Genomic DNA, 17,580 nt, shown 5'->3' on the forward strand with positions numbered 1-17,580 from the left:
AGGGGACTACTTCAGCCAGTCCGAGTGCACGAAGCCGGCGTCGGGCTTGTCCCGGCGCTGGTAGGTGTGCGCGCCGAACGCGTCGCGCTGGGCCTGGGTGAGGTTCTGCGGCAGCTCCGGGCTGCGGTAGCTGTCCATGTACGCCAGGCTGCTGCTGAACACCGGCACGGGGATGCCCGCCATCGTCGCGGCGCCCACGAACTTGCGCCACGCCGGGGCCATCTTCTCCAGCACGGGCGCGAACGCTTCGGACACCATCAGGTTGGGCAGCGTGGGCTGCTGCTTGAAGGCCTCGCGCAGCGGGGTGAGCAGCTTCGCGCGGATGATGCAGCCGCCCCGCCAGATGCGCGCCATCTCCGCCAGCGACACGCCCCACTTGTACTCGTCCGACGCCGCCTGGATGAGCCGCATGCCCTGCGCGTACGTCACCACGCGCGCCGCGTAGAGCGCGTCATGCGCCCACTGGGCCAGCTCCTTCTTCTCCTCCGAGGACAGGGAGATGGCGGGGCCGTGGAGCTTCTTGCTCGCGGCCACGCGCTCGTCCTTGCGCGAGGACAGGTTGCGCGCGTCCAGCGCGGACGCGATGGAGGGCACCGGCACGCCCAAATCCAGGGCCACCTGCACCGTCCACTTGCCCGTGCCCTTCTGGCCGGCCTTGTCCAGCACCAGGTCCACCAGCGGCTTGCCCGTCTCCGGGTCGCGCTTGCGCAGCACCTTGATGGTGGTCTCCAGGAGGAACGACTCGGCGATGCCCTCGTTCCACTTGGAGAACAGGTCGGCCAGCGTCGCGGTGTCCAGGCCCAGGCCGCGGTGGAGCACGTCGTACGTCTCCGCGAGCAGCTGCATGTCCGCGTACTCGATGCCGTTGTGCACCATCTTCACGAAGTGGCCCGCGCCCTCCGGGCCCACGTGGGTGACGCACAGGCCTTCCTCGCTGCGCGCGGCGATGGCCTCCAGCACGGGCTGCACCAGCGCGTACGCGTCCTTGGGGCCGCCGGGCATGATGGACGGGCCGTTGCGCGCGCCCTCTTCACCGCCGGACACGCCGATGCCCAGGAAGTGGAAGCCCTTCTCCTTGCACAGGGCCTCACGGCGGCGCGTGTCCAGGTACCAGGAGTTGCCCGCGTCCATGATGACGTCGCCGGGCGACAGCAGGGGGAACAGCCGGCCCATCATCTCGTCCACGGGGGCGCCGGCCGTGATCATCAGGAGGATGCGGCGCGGGCGCTCCAGGCCGGCGACGAACTTCTCCAGCTCCGGGAAGCCCTGCAGGGCCTGCTTCGGATTCGCCTGCTGGACCTTCTGGATGCTCTCCGGGTGGCGGTCCCATACGGCGACGCTGAAGCCGTGGTCCGCGATGTTGAGGGCCAGGCTCGCGCCCATCACGCCCATGCCCGCCACGCCGAACTGCGCCGGCTTCGTCTGTGTGCTCATCGTCCCCTCCAGAGGGCCCGCCTCACCCGTGGGCGGCGGGATCCAACATCCACTGTGTGTTCGTCACGTGCGACGCGGGCAGGGACATATCGCCCGCGAGGATGCGCCGCATGGCGTCCCGCTTGCCCTCGCCGGCCACCAGCCCCAGCACCGCCCCCGCGCCCTGGAGCACGGGGAACGTCAACGTCATCCGCCACGGCGGCGGCTTCGCGCTCTGCTCCACCGCCAGCACCCGCCGCGTGCGCTCCTGCAGGGCCGGGTGGCCGGGCATGAGGCTCGCGGTGTGGCCATCCTCGCCCACGCCAATGAGCACCACGTCCAACCGCGCGGGCAGCGTCTTCTCGTAGTCGCGCGCGGCGGCGTCGCGGTCCGTGCGCTCGCCCTGCATGCGGAACACCTGCGTGTCCGGCAGCTTCAGCGGCTCGAGCAGCGACTCCTTCACCAGCAGGTAGTTGCTGTCCTTGTGGTCCGGCGGCACGAAGCGCTCGTCCACGAAGTACACGTCCACGCGCCCCCAGGGGAGCTTGTGGTCCGCGAGCAGCCGGTACGCGGGCTTGGGCGTGTTGCCGCCCGACAGGGCCAGGCTCACGCGCGCCTTCGTCGCGAGCGCCTTCGAAAGCTCACGCGCCATCCAGTCCGCGGCCTCGCGGGCCAGTTGCTCGGAGGGAACGACGAGGGGCTGGCTCATAGCGTGGACCACCGCCGGCCGTTCTTCGCGGGCAGCGCGTCCGCGGCGTCAGGGCCCTTGCTGCCCTTGGCGTAGGTGTGGACCGTGCCGCCCGCGTCCGTCTCCAGCGCCTGGAGGATGGGCGTGATGTAGCCCCACGCCTGCTCCACGCTGTCCTGGCGCGCGAAGAGGGTGGCGTTGCCGCGCATGCAGTCCAGCAGCAGCCGCTCGTACGCCTCCGGCACGGGCTTCTTGAAGCTCTCCGCGTAGTCCATGTCCATGGTGACGCCGCCGATGTTGACGTCCTCGCCGGGGATCTTGGACTCGAAGGACAGCGCGATGCCTTCATGCGGCTGGATGCGCAGCGTGAGCACGTTGGGCTGCAGCCGCTGGCAGGTGGCGCCGCTGCCGCTGAACAGGCCGATGGGCACCGACTTGAAGTGGATGGACACCTCCGTCAGGCGCTTCTTCAGGTTCTTGCCCGCGCGCAGGTAGAAGGGCACGCCCTGCCAGCGCCACGAGTCGATGTTCATCTTCATCGCCACGTAGGTGGGCGTGCGGGAGCCCTTCTTCACGCCCTTCTCGTCCTGGTAGCCCTCGTACTGGCCCACCACCACGTGCTGGGGCACCTCGCCGCCTTCAACGGGGCGCAGCGCGCGGAAGACCTTGGTCTTCTCGTCGCGGATGTCCTCCGCGCCGAAGGACACCGGCGGCTCCATGGCGCACAGGGCCAGCACCTGGAGCAGGTGGTTCTGCACCATGTCCCGGATGACGCCCGTCTCGTCGTAGAAGCCGCCGCGGCCCTCCACGCCAATGGCCTCGGCCGCGGTGATTTCCACGTGGTCGATGTGCTGGCGGTTCCAGAGCGGCTCGAAGATGGCGTTGGCGAAGCGGAACACCAGGATGTTCTGCACCGTCTCCTTGCCCAGGTAGTGGTCGATGCGGAAGATCTGCTTCTCGTCCAGCGCCGCGCCCAGCGTCTTGTTGAGGGCCTTCGCGCTCTCCAGGTCGTGGCCGAAGGGCTTCTCGATGATGAGCCGGTGCCAGGGCTTCTGACCGGGCTGCTCCTCGCGCTTGAGCAGGCCCGCGCCGGAGAGGCTCTGGATGATCTGCGGGAACGTGGAGGCCGGCGTGGCCATGTAATAGAGCTGGTTGCCGTCCGTCTTGTGGCGCTTCGAGAGGTCCTGGAGCTTCTGGCCCAGGCGCTTGAAGGCCTCCGGGTCGTCGTAGCCGCCGGAGGCGGTCTCGATGGCCTCCACGAAGCGCTTCAACGCGGCTTCATCCAGGGGCTGCGTGCGGGCGAACTTCTTCAGGCCCTCCTTCACGTGCTCGCGGAAGGGGCCGTCCTCCAGCTTGGAGCGGCTGTAGGCGACGATGGCGAAGTGCTCGGGGAGCAGACCGGAGCGGGCGAGCTCGAAGAGGGCGGGGAATAGTTTGCGTTCGGCCAGGTCGCCCGTGGCACCGAAGAGGACCAGGGTGCAGGGGTCCGGGCGTCCCGCGCTGAACACCGGCTCGCCTTCACGGGGATGGGTTTCGATGTGAACTCCCTGCGCGTCCATGCGGTTCTCCCTCCGGGTTCGTCGGGCACCTTAAGGCGCTAATCTGGCGGCCCTGCAAGCGCATTGCAGGAGAATGATGCGGGCCTGACGTCTTGCCTGCCCCGGCGCTCGGGTGCTCCTTCGGCGTCCCTCGGACTCCCCTTGGGCTCTTTCGGAGGGCGCGCGGGCAACCGGGCCGGGCGTGAGCTGGCTGCCTGGAACGTGGTACTCCTGACGGACGGACCGGACGCCCTCGGCGTCGCGCTGAACGGAAGCTCCTCCTCTCGCATGCGCTACGTCGTCTCGCTGTGGTTCTTCGCGCTGTTCCTCATCACCGCGCCCCTCCTCTTCACGTTGGGCGCGGTGTTGTTCGTGGTGGCGTACCCGTTGGATCCGGATCGCCAGTGGCTGCACGTGCTGGTGTGCCGGTGGTGCTACGGGCTGTGGCTGCACGCGTCCCCCGGCTGGCGCGTGCGGGTGGAGGGACGGGAGCTTTTGCCCAAGGGTCCGTGCGTCTACGTCGTCAATCACCAGTCGTTCGCGGACATCCTGGCGGTGATGGGGCTGTTCACGCCGTACAAGTTCGTGGCGAAGGCGTCACTGTTCCGCACGCCGCTGGTGGGCTGGATGATGACGCTGTTGGGGTACGTGCCCATCGTGCGCGGCAGCTCCACGTCCATGGAGCAGCTCCTGGGCCCGTGCCGCCGGTGGCTCCGCAAGGGCATCCCGGTGCTCATCTTCCCGGAGGGCACCTATTCGCCGGGGGAGCTGCTGCCCTTCAAGCGCGGCGCGTTCCAACTGGCGCTGGAGGAGCACGTGCCGGTGGTGCCGGTGCTGGTGCGCGGCACGCGGGAGCTGGTGGATGGGGACGGGCCGTGGATGAGCCCTCGCGCCACCGTCACGGTGCAGGTGATGCCGGCGCTGCCGCCGGAGACGTTCGGGCCGGATTCGGCGGCCCTGGCCACGCGCGTGCGCGAGCAGTACGTGGAGGCGCTCGCGCGGGTGGGCTGAAGCGGCACGGACGGGGTAGCGTCAAGGTCATGCGCCACCTGCTCCTGTGCTGGCTCGGGGTCTGTCTGTCTTCCCCCGCGTGGGCAGGGACTCCTGCCCTTCCCACCCCGTTGCCGGAGGCGGGAATCCCCGACCCCTTGCACCTGGTGCTGGATGTGTCGTCGCTGAGGGTGGTTGAAGGGGGCACGGCGTCCTTCAGCGTGGCGTTGGCTGGCTTCTCGTTGTCCGGCGACCCGGATGAGGTGGTCACCGTCACGGTGGAGCGGACGGACGGCGACGCGGACCTCACGGTGCGGGAAGGGGCGTCGCTCACGTTCAAGCCGGCCGTCTGGGCGCCCCAGGAGGTGGTGCTGGCGGCCGCGAAGGATGCGGACAACGAGGACGGCGCGGCCACCTTCACGCTGTCCGCGCCGGGCTTGGATTCGCGCACCCTCATCGTGACGGAAGCGGATCAGGACCCGCTGGCTCCGGTCTTCACCACCGTGCCTGTCACCCAGGCCGCGTTGGGCGCCCCCTATCGGCTCAGCGTGCACGCGCGGGGACGGCCCGCGCCGACGTATGCCCTGCGCACCGCGCCTCCGGGGATGAGCCTGGATGCGCCAGGCAACCTCACGTGGACGCCTTCCCAGTTGGGGGAGGTGGACGTGGCGGTGGTGGCGAGCAATGGGCTGCAACCCGACGCGGAGCTGTCCTTCCGGCTCGTCGTGGGGCTGGATCAGCCCCCTTCGGCGCGCATCACCGCCCCGCTCCAGGGCGAACGGCTGTCAGGGCCCCTCGCCAACTTCTCCTGCGAGTGCATCGACGACGTGGGTTGTGTGCGCGCGCTGTTCCGGGTGGATGGTGTGCCTCTGGAGACCCAGGAGGGCCCGGGCCCCGTCTATTTCGCGAGCGGCTGGGACATCAGGGGGCTCGCTCGTGGAGGCCATGTCCTCCAGGTCATCGTGAGGGACTCGGCAGGACACGAGGTCGAGGCGGAGGCCGTCACCGTGTACGTCGACGGTCCCGGTCCGGACGCGGGAACGGCGGTGGATGGTGGGCCCATCCAGGTTGGGGACGAGGGCGACGACATCATCGACCCCTGGAGCTGTGACTGCGCGACCACCGGGTTGGCTCCGGCGGTGTGGATGGGGCTGGGCCTGCTGGGGCTGCGCGCCCGGCGTCGCCGGACCTGAGCGGGTTCCGCGCGCGGCGAAGGCTCAGGCGTGCTCGGAGCCGGGCAGCTCTTCGTCCAGCGAGGCCTCCGCGTGCAGCGAGGCCTGCGCCGCGTTCGTCGCGGGCGCGGCCTCGGAGACGGCGCGGGCCAGGTCGTGGGGTGCGCGGAGCAACGCCTCCAATGCGGCGGTGCTCGCGGGGACGCCACGCTGCTCCACCTGGAGCCAGCCGCCCTTGATGCTCACGCGGCGGTGGCCCTTCAGGGCCAACAGGCGCTGACGCACGCCCGGATCCAGGATGATGGGGCGCGCTTCCGGCGCCAGCCCCTCCACCTGGAAGGCCGCGTCCAGCTCCGCGTCGCCCAGCGCCTCTTCGCGCGGCGTGGCGGCGCCGGGAAGCTTGTCCTCGGGGCGCTCGTGCTCCAGCAGCAGGTCCGCGGGCAGCGCGCCCTCCAGGTCCAGCCGCAGCACCGTCACGGTGTGGCGCTTCTTGCTGCTCGCGCCGCGCTTGCCCGTGGCCAGCAGCAGCGGCCGCCCTTGGTAGCGCCCCTGCACTTCCATCCGCCGATCCGCGATGGAGAGGCCGTGCGCCTTCGCGAACACCTCCCACGCGGCGCGCTGGCGGCGCTTGAGCTGGAACAGCGTGGCGAGAACCAGGGCGCCCAGGACGAGCAGGGACGCGAGGATGCCGAGCGGAGAGAAGACACCGGAAAGCATGACGGCGCATTGTGCACTGGCCACGCGACGCGTGAACCATCAATCCGATCGCGGATGCGCCTCCGTGCGCCGGGCAGGCTTGCTGCATGGGTGCGTGGACCTGGGGGAAGGGTCGCCGCGCGCATGCAAACGTGTGGAATCCCACGTGGCTCGCGTTCTTTCACGCGCATGCGCCCGCGCGGAGTGCACGCATGGCGCAGGCCCCTCATGCCACGGGTGTGCCCCGCCGGGTCGTGCGGCCCGCGCGCGGAGGCTCCGTGGCGCGTGGGGTGGGGAGGACGGGACTCGTCGGGCAGGCCACGGATGCAAGTTCGCGGAATGACGCCCTTTTTCGACAATGTCAGAGGGGGCGGGTAAGGGAGCGGGGGCTCGCCGCTTGGAGTCGGGGATGGGACCGGGGGAGGCTGCCCGGCTCGCACCCGCCACCGGGCCACGAGGGAGGGTGAACGCCGGATGCGCCTGCTGCACACGTCGGACTGGCACCTGGGCCACACGCTGTATGACGTCTCACGCGAAGCGGAGCACGCCGCGTTCCTGACGTGGCTGTTGGAAACGCTGGAGTCCCAGGAGGTGGATGCGCTCCTGGTGGCCGGGGACATCTTCGACACGGCCAACCCCAGCGCGGAGGCGCAGGCGGCCTGGTATCACTTCATCGCGCGTGCCCGGCGCACGCTGCCGAAGCTGGACGTGGTGGTGGTGGGCGGCAACCACGACTCCGCCGCGCGCCTGGACGCGCCGGATCCGCTCTTCCACGCCCTGGGCGTGCGCGTGGTGGGCGGCCTGCCTCGCCACCGGGGCGGACTGGAGATGGAGCGGCTGGTGGTGCCGGTGCACGACGCGCGCGGGAAGGTGGGCGCGTGGGTGGCGGCGGTGCCGTACCTGCGGCCCTCGGACCTGCCATCCGTGCCGGACAGCGAAGGAGACCGGCTGGTGGAGGGCGTGCGCTCCGTGTACTCGGAGGTGCTGGACGCGGCCCGCAGGCGGCGCAGGTCCGGGCAGGCGCTGGTGGCCATGGGCCACTGTTACATGACGGGCTCGGAGCTGTCGGAGCTGAGCGAGCGGAAGATCCTGGGCGGCAACCAGCATGCGCTGCCGGTGGAGCTGTTCCCGGAGGACGTCGCGTACGCGGCGCTGGGGCATCTGCACAAGTCGCAGCGCGTGGGCGGCCGCGAGGGCGTGCGCTACAGCGGGTCTCCGCTGCCGCTGTCGCTGTCGGAGGCGCACTACCGGCACCAGGTGCTGGTGCTGGACGTGGAGGACGGAGCGCTGACGCAGGTGCGCCCGCTGTCGGTGCCTCGCACCACGGACATGATGCGGGTGCCCGCGCGGGACGCGGCGCCGCTGTCGGAGGTGCTGGAGCTGCTGGCCGCGCTGCCCGCGTGCGAGGCGGAGGCTCCGGAGTCGATGAGGCCGTACCTGGAGGTCTGCGTGTCGCTGCCCCGGCCGGAGCCGGCGCTGCGCCACAAGGTGGAGAAGGCCTTGGAGGGACGGGCGGCGCGGCTGGTGAAGCTGACGCCGTTCTACACGGGCACGGGCGGGGCTCTGGCGGACGTGCGGCCGGGGCTTTCGCTGCGTGAGCGCACTCCGGAGGACGTGTTCCTCGCCCGGTATGCGCGGGACTTCAAGGAGGCGCCTTCGCCGGGGTTGCTGGAGTCGTTCCACGCGCTGCTCACGCAGGTGCAGGAGGACGCGTCGTGAAGATCCTGGCGATTCGCGGCAGCAACCTCACGAGCTTCGCGGGGGACTTCGCGCTGGAGCTGGACCGGGCGCCGCTGGACCGGCTGGGGCTGTTCGCCATCTCCGGCGCGACGGGGGCGGGCAAGAGCACGCTGCTGGATGCGCTGTGTCTGGCGCTGTTCGACCGCACGCCCCGGCTGGGCGGACCCAGCAAGGTGCTGGTGGGCCGGGCGGACGAGGAGGAAGAGGCGCGACTGTCGGCGTACGACGTGCGCGGCATGCTGCGGCGCGGGGCGGGTAAGGGCCATGCGGAGGTGGACTTCCTGGGCAAGGATGGGCGGCGCTACCGGGCTCGGTGGAACGTGTGGCGTGCGCGTGAGCGCGCGGAAGGGAGATTCCGGCCGCAGGAGCTGAGCCTGACGGACGTGGTCTCGGGGCAGCTGTTCGGCCGCACCAAGGGCGAGGTGCTCCACGCGATCCAAGAGCGGCTGGGGCTGTCGTTTGATCAGTTCCGGCGCTCGGCGCTGCTGGCGCAGGGGGAGTTCGCGGCGTTCCTGCGCGCGGACGCGAACGAGCGCGCGGAGCTGCTGGAGCGGATGACGGGCACGGAGGTGTACAGCCGCGTGTCCATCGCCGCGCACGAGAAGAACGCGAGGGAGCAGGAGGAACTCAAGCGGCTGTCGCTGGGGCTCGCGGCCATCGCGCTGATGTCGGACGCGGATCGCGAGAGTGTGCGCGTCCAACTGGGCGAGGAGGAGGCGGCGCGGGTCCGCGAGGAGACGCGGTCGCGCGAGGCGGAGGCGGCCCGGTCCTGGTACGCGCAGCGCGCGGAGTTCGTGGGGCAGGAGCAGCAGGCCGAAAGCGCCGTGGCCCGGGCGGAGTCGGAGCGGGAGGAGGCGGCGCCTCGCGAGGCGCTGCTGGAGTCGGTGCGCGCGGCGGAGGGCTTCCGCGCGGTGGTGTCGGCGGTGGAGGCCGCGGAGCAGGGCTGCGTGAGGGCGGAGGCCGAGCAGCTGGAGCGGGCCTCGCAGGCGGAAGCGGCGCTCGCGGCGGCGGCGGCGCAGCGGCAGGTGCGGATGCAGGCGGAGGCCGCGCGGGCTGCGGCGCTGGATGCGGAGGCGTCGGTGCGTCCGGCGCTGGAGGAGGCCGCGACGCTGGATACGCGCCGCGCGGAGGCGGAGCGCGAGGCCCGTGAGGCCTCGGAGTTGGCGAAGCAGGCGAAGACCGCGGAAGCGTCAGCCCGAGACGCGCTGGAGCTGGTGCAGACGGCGGAAGCGAAGGCCCAGGTGCTGGTGGACGCGGCCGAGGCGTGGCGCGTGTCGCATGCGAGCTGGGAGTCCCTGGCCACGGAGTGGCCCCGCTGGCAGCGCGAGCTGGAGCGCTTCGCGGGGGCGCTGAAGGACGAACAGTCGGCGGGCGCGGACGCGGACCGGTTGGGGAAGGACGCGGACCGTCTGGGCAACGAGGCCCAGTCGTGCCGCGAGGAACACCAGGGCGCGGTCGAGTCGGAAGCGCAGGCGCAGGCCCTGGCGACGCACGCGGAAGCCGCGCTGGGCGAGGATGGCGGCGCGGCGAGGCGGGCGCTCCGGGATGCGCTGCTGGCGCGACAGGATGTCCTGGGGGCGCTGACGCTCGCGGGTGAAGGCGCTCGGGCGGAGGGCACGGCGGAAGGTGACGCGGCGGCGGAGGTGAAGGCGCACCGCGAGGTTTCCCAGCGCGCGGCGGAGGAGGCGAAGGACGCGGCGGCGCGGCGGGCGACGCAGGAGGCGATGCTCCACGAAGCGCGGCGCGCGCAGTCGCGCGCGGAGGCGACGCAGGGGCTGGCTTCGCACCGGGCCGCGCTGCACGAAGGTGAGCCGTGTCCGCTGTGCGGCGCGCTCGAACATCCGTATGCCCGGGCGGCTTCCGCGCTGGAGGGGCTGGTCTCGGAGGCCGCGGCCCGGGTGCTGGAGTTGGAGTCCGCGCGGGATGCCGCGGCGAAGCAGGAGAGCGCGGCGAGCGTGCGGCAGGCGACCGCGGGCACGGCAGCGACCCAGGCCGAAGCGCGGCGCGACACCGCGGCCCGCAAGCGCACGGCGCATCGTGAAGCTTGGCGCGCGGCGCGCGAACGGTGGACCCGCGCGGTGCACGCCGAACAGGATGCCAGTGCCGCTGCATCGCCTCCCGAGGACGCGGAGGCCAACACCGCCCAGGCGTGGATCCGCTCGGCTCAGGAAGACGTGCGCGCGCGGCTCGCGACCCTTCGTGACGAAGAGGCTTCCGCGGAAGCCCGCGCCAGCGCCGCTCGCGAGGCCCGGGCCCAACTGGAGACCCGGCGCACCCGGCGCGAAGGCGCGGCCGATGCCCTGCGCAAGGCCGAGGACTCCTGGTCCCGCGCGTCCCAGTCCCACCGGGATGCGCTGCTTCGCCGGGACACCGCCCGCGATGCCCGCGAGCGCGCCCTCACCGAAGTGTCCCCTCCGTTCGCCAGCGAGGAGGTCACCTGGAAGGACAAGCTCGCCGCGGACCCCGCGCGCTTCCAGGGCCAGTGCCTGGCGCGCGTGACGAAGTGGCGCGAGAAGCTCGCGGAGCTGGAGGCCTCTCGCAAGCGCCTGGAGGAACAACAGGGCCTGCGTGCCCGTGAAGAAGTCCGCCTCCAGTCCCGGCACGAGGACGCGGAGACCGCTGCCCACCGCGCGAGCCTCAAGGACACGGCCTTCCAGGATGCGTCCAGGGCCCGCGCCCGGCTGCTCCAGGGCCGCCCCACGCAGGAGGTGCGCGCGGAGGTCCAGGCGCGTGTCGACGCCGCCCAGGCCACCTACGAGCGCGCCCGTGAGGACTCCGAAGCCCTCCAGCAGGCGGAGAAGGTGGCCACCGCCCGCGCCGAGGACGCCGTGCGCCTGCGCACCGAGGCCGCCCGCACGCTCGACAGAGCCCAGGCCGTTCTCGAGGAGCGCCTCGCCGGTCACGGCACCACCCTGGAGCAGCTCAAGGCCCTGCTGTCGCGTGGCGCCGCCTGGTGCGACTCGGAGGCTCGCGCGCTCAACGCCCTGCGCGAGTCCGTGGCCCAGGCCCGCGCCGTCCTCGTGGAGCGCCGCGAGCGCCGCGTCCGCCATGAGGACTCCGGGCTTCCCTCGCTCGCGGAAGCCGACGTCGCGGAGCTCTGCGAACGCCTGCGCATCGACGTCGAGGTGCGCCGCCGCGCCGAGGCCCTGCTGGGCGCGAAGCTGGACCACGACGACGCCTCCCGCGCACGTCATGGCGCGGAGGCCCGGGCCCTGGAGCTGCGCCGCGCCGACGCGGAGGTGTGGAAGACGCTGGGCGACCTCATCGGCTCGCACGACGGAAAGAAGTTCAAGGTCTTCGCCCAGAGCCTCACCCTGGACGCGCTGCTCCTGCACGCCAACGCGCACCTGCGCGAGCTGGCCCGCCGCTACCGCCTGGAGCGCGTGCCCGGCCACGACCTGGACCTCCAGGTGGTGGACGGCGACATGGGCGACGAGGTCCGCAGCGTGGCCAGCCTCTCCGGCGGCGAGAGCTTCCTTGTGTCGCTCGCGCTCGCGCTCGGCCTGGCCTCGCTGTCGTCGGAGACGACGCAGGTGGAGACCCTCTTCATCGACGAGGGCTTCGGCACCCTGGATCCGGAGACGTTGGAAGTCGCGCTCGCCACGCTCGACGCGCTCCAGGCCACCGGCCGCCAGGTGGGCATCATCTCCCACGTGAGCGGGCTCGCCGAGCGCATCGGCGTGCAGGTGCGCGTGGTGAAGCAGGGCGGCGGCCGCAGCAAGCTCGTCGTCGAAGGCGACGCGGGGATCATCGCGCCCTCGGATCAACAGGTGGCGTGACGCCAGGGCCGGGGACTCACGTCCCGGCCTTCAGCCCGTCACCGGCTCCGCGCCCATCAGGCCGCGCACCACCGCGGCCACGGCCAGCGGCGTCGCCACGCGGTCGTCGCTCAGCGCCGCCAGTGCCCGCGCGAACTGCTCCGCGGAGGAGAAGCGCTGCGACGGGTGCGGCGCGAGCGCCCGGTCCAACACCAGCGCCAGCGGATCCGACACCTCCGGCGCCACCATGCGCACGGGCGTCAACCGCAGGCCCCGGATGGAGGCTTCCACCTCCTCGGCCGTCCCTTCCTCGTAGGGCGACTCCAGGGACAGCAACTCGTACAGCAGCACCGCCGCCGCCCACAGGTCCACCGCGACGGAGACCTCGCCCGCCAGGAGCTCCGGCGAGCGGTAGTTCTGCTTGCCCACCCGCCGCAGATCCACCTCCAGCCCCGCGCGCGAGCGGGCCACGCCGAAGTCCGCCAGCTTCACCTCTCCGCCGCGCGACAGCAGCACGTTGTGCGGAGACACATCGCAGTGCACCACCGCCAGCGGCAGGCCCTTGGCGTTCGTGGCCTTGTGCGCGTACGCCAGCGCCTCCAGCACGTGGCGCACCATCATCACGGAGATGTCGATGGGCAGCTCGATGCGCCGGCGCCGGCACTGCGCCAGCACGCGCCCCAGGTCCGTGCCGTCCACCAGCTCCAGCGCCAGGTAGGGCCCGTCCGCCAGCTCGCCGTACTCCCGGAAGCCCACGATGTGCGGATGATCCAGGCACCGTGCCAGCTCCGCCTCATGAAAGAGCTGCTCGCGCGCTTCCGGGTCCCGCAGGCGCTCCGGTCGCACGCGCTTGAGGGCCATCTCCTCGCCCACATAGGGCCCCTGGATCATCTTCGCGCGGAACACCTCCGCGTTGCCGCCGCGTCCCAGCCGCGACAGCAGCTGGAAGCGGCCCAGGTCGCGCGGCCATTCCTGTGTCGGGTCTTCCTCCAACGTCACGCCTTCTCCCCGGCCAGGCTGGCCAGATACCCGTCCAACGTCGCGGAGAAGGTGGCGTCGTCGCTCAGGAAGGCAAGCCCCACGCCCCCGGTGTACTGCTCGTCCACCACGTGCACCACCAGCGCCTCGCCCTGCAGCCGCTGGCCGTTGGGCAGCTTCACGTCCACGATGACGACGCTGTCTTGCGGCGGGCGGTGCGCCGTGCGCACGAAGAGGCCTCCGTTGCTGATGTTCAGCGCGTGCTCGCGCACGAAGTCCAGCTCCGTGCGGAACTCCATCTCCAGCTTCACCGCGAAACGCCGGGCGCGGCGCTGGGAGTCATCGCCGGATGATACGGGGGACGGCGCGGGCGGATCCGACGGCGATGGTTGCTCGGACGCTCCGGTCTCCGGCGCGCCTCCACTTTCGGTGGGAGCAGCCTGGGGCGCGGGCGGTGCCTCCGATGGCGGTGGAGTCTTCGGCGCTGACGGAGCGGGCAGGGGACCTCGCGCGGCCAGATCCTCCAGGTGCTGCCGCAGCTCCTGTGCGGCCTGCGTGCGCTCGTTGCCGGCGAAGGGCGTGCCGCCTGACAGCGTGCGCGAGCGCAGCGCATCCCGCTCCGCCTTGGGCAGCCGCCACAGCTCCACGAACGTGCCGCCGCTCTTGCGGACCTCCTCGCCCAGCCGCTCCACCGCCGCGCGCGGATAGCCCGGCACCTCCACCTTCACCTCCAGCGCGCCGGCCTCGTCGCGAAACGCCACCACGAGTTGCATCGACTGCGCGGACGGCAAGAGCGCGCCCAGGCCCTCCACGACGGCTGCCGCCTTCTCAGGCGAAGCCGCTTCCCCCCATACCGCCGCAAGACCGAACACAGGCACGGGGCGGACGATAACCGAGCCCTCCTGTCCCCCGTAAAGACAGTGCAGTCGGAAACAGGCGACAGTGGTGAACGCCAAGTTTACGAATCGTGATTCCTCCTCCTCCCCAGGGCGCACCTACATCGGAATCAGGCGCGCATCCCTCTATGCTGCGGGTGTTCTCCGTAACCCCCCTTCCCGGAGTGCTGACCCGTTATGCGCAATTGGATCCGACTCTTCTCCGGCACGCTGCTTGCCGCCACGCTCATGGCGGGGTGTGGCGGCTCCGACCCGGACCCCGGCCCTGGCCCTGATCCCATCCCCACCGACGGAGGCTCCGACGCAGGCGTCGTCGATGCGGGCTTCGATGCCGGCTATGTCGAGGACGCCGGCGTCATCGTCGACCCGGACCCCGACCCCGGCGAAGTCCCCGTCAACCCGTATGATCCGAACAACGCCACGAAGGACTCGGACTGCGACGGCCTGACGGACCAGGAGGAGTTCTCCACGGTCTACGCCGGCGGCCTGAAGACGCACCCCGGCCTGCGCGACACGGACGGCGACGGCATCCGTGACGGCGTGGAGGTGGGCCGCACGTCCAGTGTCAGCACGGACCCGAACTGCAACTTCCGCGCGGACCAGGACCCGACGACGCGCACCTCGCCGGTGAAGGCGGACACGGACGATGACGGGCTGCCGGACGGCCTGGAGGACGCCAACCGCAACGGCAAGCGCGACCTCACGGAGACGGACCCCAACACGGCGGACTCCGACGGTGACGGCATCCCGGACGGCGTGGAGGACGCGAACAAGAACGGCTCCGTGAGCCCCGGCGAGACGGACCCCCGCCTGCGCGACACCGACGGCGACGGCCTGCCGGACGGCCTGGAGAAGCAGACGGGCACGGATCCGCTCAAGCCCGACTCGGACGGCGACACCTGTTCGGACGGCGCCGAGGACGTGAACAAGAACGGCAAGGTGGACCCGGGCGAGACGGATCCGCGCAAGGCGGACTGCGCCGCGTCCATCCCCGACGCGGACTTCGACGGCATCCCGGACTCCGTCGAAATCGCCACCGGCACCAATCCGAACAACGCCGACACGGACGGCGACGGCGTGGCGGACGGCGTGGAGGACACGAACAAGAACGGCCGCGTGGACTCCGGTGAGACCGACCCGCGCCTGACCGACACCGACTGCGACGGGCTCCAGGACGGCGCCGGCCGCAACGGCTTCCTCGGTGAGGACCCCAACTCCAACGGCCAGGTGGACCCCGGCGAGACGGACCCCACCAACCCGGACACCGACGGCGACGGCCTGCTCGACGGCGTGGAGCGTGGCGTGACCACGGCCGCGGCCCCGCGCAACAACTGCGGCTACGTGGGCGACGCGGACCCCACGACGAAGACGGACGCCAACAAGCCGGACACGGACGGCGATGGCATCCCCGACGGCGCGGAGGACTCCAACCAGAACGGCAAGGTGGACCCCAACGAGCTCAACCCGCTGGATCCCACGGACGGCGCGGCCAACACGCCCGCCGGCAAGGCGTGCAGCGTGCAGAACCTGCGCACGGTGACCTTCAAGGAGGACAGCGGCGCGGACCTCCGGCTCGCGCTGCCCAACACGTTCAAGGACGCCAACCTCCTCAACCTGAAGGCCAACGGCCAGACCGTGGGCGTGATGGGCTATGACGACACGAAGCAGGTGACGTTCATCGCGTACAAGCGCGCTCCGCTGAGCGGCTCCACCACGCCCTCGACCGACGAGTCGGGCATCCGCACCGGCACGCCGCTCCTGGCGCCGGCGGACGTGGAGTTCACGCAGACGTTCACCACCTGGGACGGCTTCCCCGCGGCGGTCTCCCGCTACGGGCTCGCCGGCACGACGGAGCTGAAGTCGTTCACCAACTCGCTGGCGCGCCAGCTGGTGCCCAACAGCACGGAGACGCTCGGCGGCACGGCGGGCATCAACGGCCCGTTCAAGATCCAGGCGCAGTACGTGCACCGCTCCAACGCGAGCGTGGTGGTGGTGCTCGCCATCACGCCGGCGGCCCGCTACAACGAGTCGGCCACGGGCAGCCTCTTCACCATGGCGGACACGGCGGGCGGCTCCGCGCTGGCGCAGTTCGGCGACGCGGACGCGGTGCAGTGCGAGGTCTTCACCGGCAACACGGCCGTGGTGGACTTCCTCTTCGTGGTGGACGACTCCGGCTCCATGGCGTCGTCGCAGACGTCGCTGGCGAACGCGGGCACGGCGGTGGCCAACAAGCTGGGCAACGCGACGCTGGACTGGCGCGTGTCCATGGTGACCACCAGCTACACGGTGGGCAACAGCGCCAACCGCAACATCATCCGTCCCTTCACCACCAACATCGACCAGTTCAAGGCGTGGCTGACCCAGAACGCGGTGTGCAACAACAGCGTGTGCGCCGTGAAGGGTGGCACCACCCAGAACCCCACGTACACGCCGCTGCCCAACACCACCTGTACGGCCAACACCAACTGCTGGGTGGCCCTGGGCGGTGACGGCAGCGAGCGTCCGCTGGAGGCCGCGCGCAAGGCCATCAACGACATGGCCGCGTCCACGGGCGGCCCGGAGACGAAGATCCGTCCGGGCGCCAAGGTGGTGGTGGTCATCCTCACGGACGTGAAGGACCAGTCCACGGACACGGTGGCCAACTACTCCGCGTACTTCCTCAACACTGGCACCGTGTCCGGCACCACGAAGAACCCCACGAACCAGTCCATCCAGGTGCACGGCATCATCTGCCCGCCGGACGGTTCCCCGTGCTACGCGGGTGAGGACAACAAGATCCCGCGCCACCTGGACGTCATCCAGGCCACGGGCGGCGTGTCCGGCAGCATCCGGGACAACACCTCCATCACCAACACCATCAACGCCATCGTGGACAGCGTCATCGCGTCGGTGGGTTACCGCACGCTCAAGCCGCCGATTGGCGCGTCGCTGAAGGTCGCGGTGGATGCGGTGGTGGATCCGGCCATCTGCCCCAGCATCGGGGACCTGCCGCGCAGCCGCACCAACGGCTTCGACGTGGACGGCATCAACCGCACCGTGTCCTTCTACGGCGCGTGCCGTCCGAAGGAGTCCGGCAAGACGCAGGCCGCGCTGTCGTACCGCTACTGGATCGACCGCACGGTCAAGCCGGACGGCAACCCGCCGCCGTGCGCGTCCGACACGCAGTACTACGACCCGAACGACCCGGACTTCTGCAAGGGCAAGCTCGCTTGCAACCGCACCACGGACAAGTGCGAGTGCCCGGCGGACTGCGGTGGCACGGCCCCCGCCGGCCAGGTGTGCAACACCGACCGCGCGGTGTGTGACTTCACCTGCGCCCAGGACTGCGGCGGCACGTGCGGCACCTTCGAGACGTGCAACACGAACTCCTGCACGTGCAGCTGCGTGCAGTCCGCGACCTGCGCCGCGGGCTACAAGTTCGACAACAACGCCTGCGGCTGCGTCTGCGACACGGGCGCGCTCAACTGCGGCACCGGCTACGGCGCGGACCCCGGTCTGTGCGCCTGCGTCTGCAAGCCGGACTGCGGCGGCTGCGCGCCGGGCTTCACGTGCAACGTCAGCGCGTGCGTCTGCGAGAAGCCCATCGGCTAGTCGGAAATGAAAACGCGCTCCCGGTGCCTCATGGACCGGGAGCGCGGCGCTGAATCCGAAGCCCCCGCTCCGCGACGCCCCCTCACGGGGGAAGCGGGCCGGGGGCTTCTTCTTTTCCCG

Annotated in this window: 11 protein-coding genes; 5 read left to right on the forward strand and 6 right to left on the reverse strand. The window is 71.2% G+C overall.

Annotated elements, in window-relative coordinates:
- Window positions 1-6: 6 nt before the first annotated feature.
- From gndA to zwf, 3 genes are read right to left on the reverse strand one after another with little or no spacing between them, the layout of a single operon-like run.
- Complete coding sequence (gene gndA, locus D7X99_RS01450) at window positions 7-1,434, reverse strand: NADP-dependent phosphogluconate dehydrogenase (RefSeq protein ID WP_121776115.1); 1,428 nt, start codon at window positions 1,432-1,434, stop codon at window positions 7-9.
- Between the two features lie 22 nt (window positions 1,435-1,456).
- Window positions 1,457-2,122, reverse strand: a complete 666-nt coding sequence (gene pgl / locus D7X99_RS01455; protein ID WP_121776116.1) for a 6-phosphogluconolactonase — start codon at window positions 2,120-2,122, stop codon at window positions 1,457-1,459.
- Window positions 2,119-3,660, reverse strand: coding sequence for a glucose-6-phosphate dehydrogenase (gene zwf, locus D7X99_RS01460; protein WP_121776117.1), 1,542 nt, complete (start codon window positions 3,658-3,660; stop codon window positions 2,119-2,121). Before zwf ends, pgl begins: the two co-directional genes overlap by 4 nt.
- Before the next feature lie 267 nt (window positions 3,661-3,927).
- Between zwf and D7X99_RS01465 the strand changes: the two genes are divergently transcribed.
- Together D7X99_RS01465 and D7X99_RS01470 are read left to right on the forward strand one after the other, a co-directional pair.
- Complete coding sequence (locus D7X99_RS01465; protein WP_121776179.1) at window positions 3,928-4,650, forward strand: 1-acyl-sn-glycerol-3-phosphate acyltransferase; 723 nt, start codon at window positions 3,928-3,930, stop codon at window positions 4,648-4,650.
- Between the two features lie 137 nt (window positions 4,651-4,787).
- Complete coding sequence (locus D7X99_RS01470) at window positions 4,788-5,822, forward strand: hypothetical protein (RefSeq protein WP_121776118.1); 1,035 nt, start codon at window positions 4,788-4,790, stop codon at window positions 5,820-5,822.
- 24 nt (window positions 5,823-5,846) lie between these two features.
- Here D7X99_RS01470 and D7X99_RS01475 read toward each other — a convergent pair whose 3' ends face one another.
- Window positions 5,847-6,518, reverse strand: coding sequence for a hypothetical protein (locus tag D7X99_RS01475; RefSeq protein ID WP_121776119.1), 672 nt, complete (start codon window positions 6,516-6,518; stop codon window positions 5,847-5,849).
- 453 nt (window positions 6,519-6,971) lie between these two features.
- Between D7X99_RS01475 and D7X99_RS01480 the strand changes: the two genes are divergently transcribed.
- Together D7X99_RS01480 and D7X99_RS01485 are read left to right on the forward strand one after the other, a co-directional pair.
- Complete coding sequence (locus tag D7X99_RS01480; protein WP_121776120.1) at window positions 6,972-8,216, forward strand: exonuclease SbcCD subunit D; 1,245 nt, start codon at window positions 6,972-6,974, stop codon at window positions 8,214-8,216.
- Complete coding sequence (locus D7X99_RS01485; protein WP_121776121.1) at window positions 8,213-12,016, forward strand: AAA family ATPase; 3,804 nt, start codon at window positions 8,213-8,215, stop codon at window positions 12,014-12,016. Before D7X99_RS01480 ends, D7X99_RS01485 begins: the two co-directional genes overlap by 4 nt.
- 30 nt (window positions 12,017-12,046) lie before the next feature.
- On the opposite strand, the gene D7X99_RS01490 is transcribed toward D7X99_RS01485, so the two are convergent.
- Both D7X99_RS01490 and D7X99_RS01495 read right to left on the reverse strand, forming a co-directional pair.
- Complete coding sequence (locus tag D7X99_RS01490; protein ID WP_121776180.1) at window positions 12,047-12,988, reverse strand: serine/threonine-protein kinase; 942 nt, start codon at window positions 12,986-12,988, stop codon at window positions 12,047-12,049.
- 2 nt (window positions 12,989-12,990) lie between these two features.
- Window positions 12,991-13,785, reverse strand: coding sequence for a TIGR02266 family protein (locus D7X99_RS01495; protein WP_233613034.1), 795 nt, complete (start codon window positions 13,783-13,785; stop codon window positions 12,991-12,993).
- 261 nt (window positions 13,786-14,046) lie between these two features.
- Here D7X99_RS01495 and cglD point away from each other — a divergent pair, with 261 nt between their 5' ends.
- On the forward strand, window positions 14,047-17,460 hold the full coding sequence (gene cglD, locus D7X99_RS01500; RefSeq protein ID WP_121776123.1) for an adventurous gliding motility lipoprotein CglD: 3,414 nt from the start codon (window positions 14,047-14,049) through the stop codon (window positions 17,458-17,460).
- Window positions 17,461-17,580: the final 120 nt, after the last annotated feature.

It is taken from the genome of Corallococcus sp. AB032C, from assembly GCF_003668935.1.
Taxonomy (GTDB): domain Bacteria; phylum Myxococcota; class Myxococcia; order Myxococcales; family Myxococcaceae; genus Corallococcus; species Corallococcus exiguus.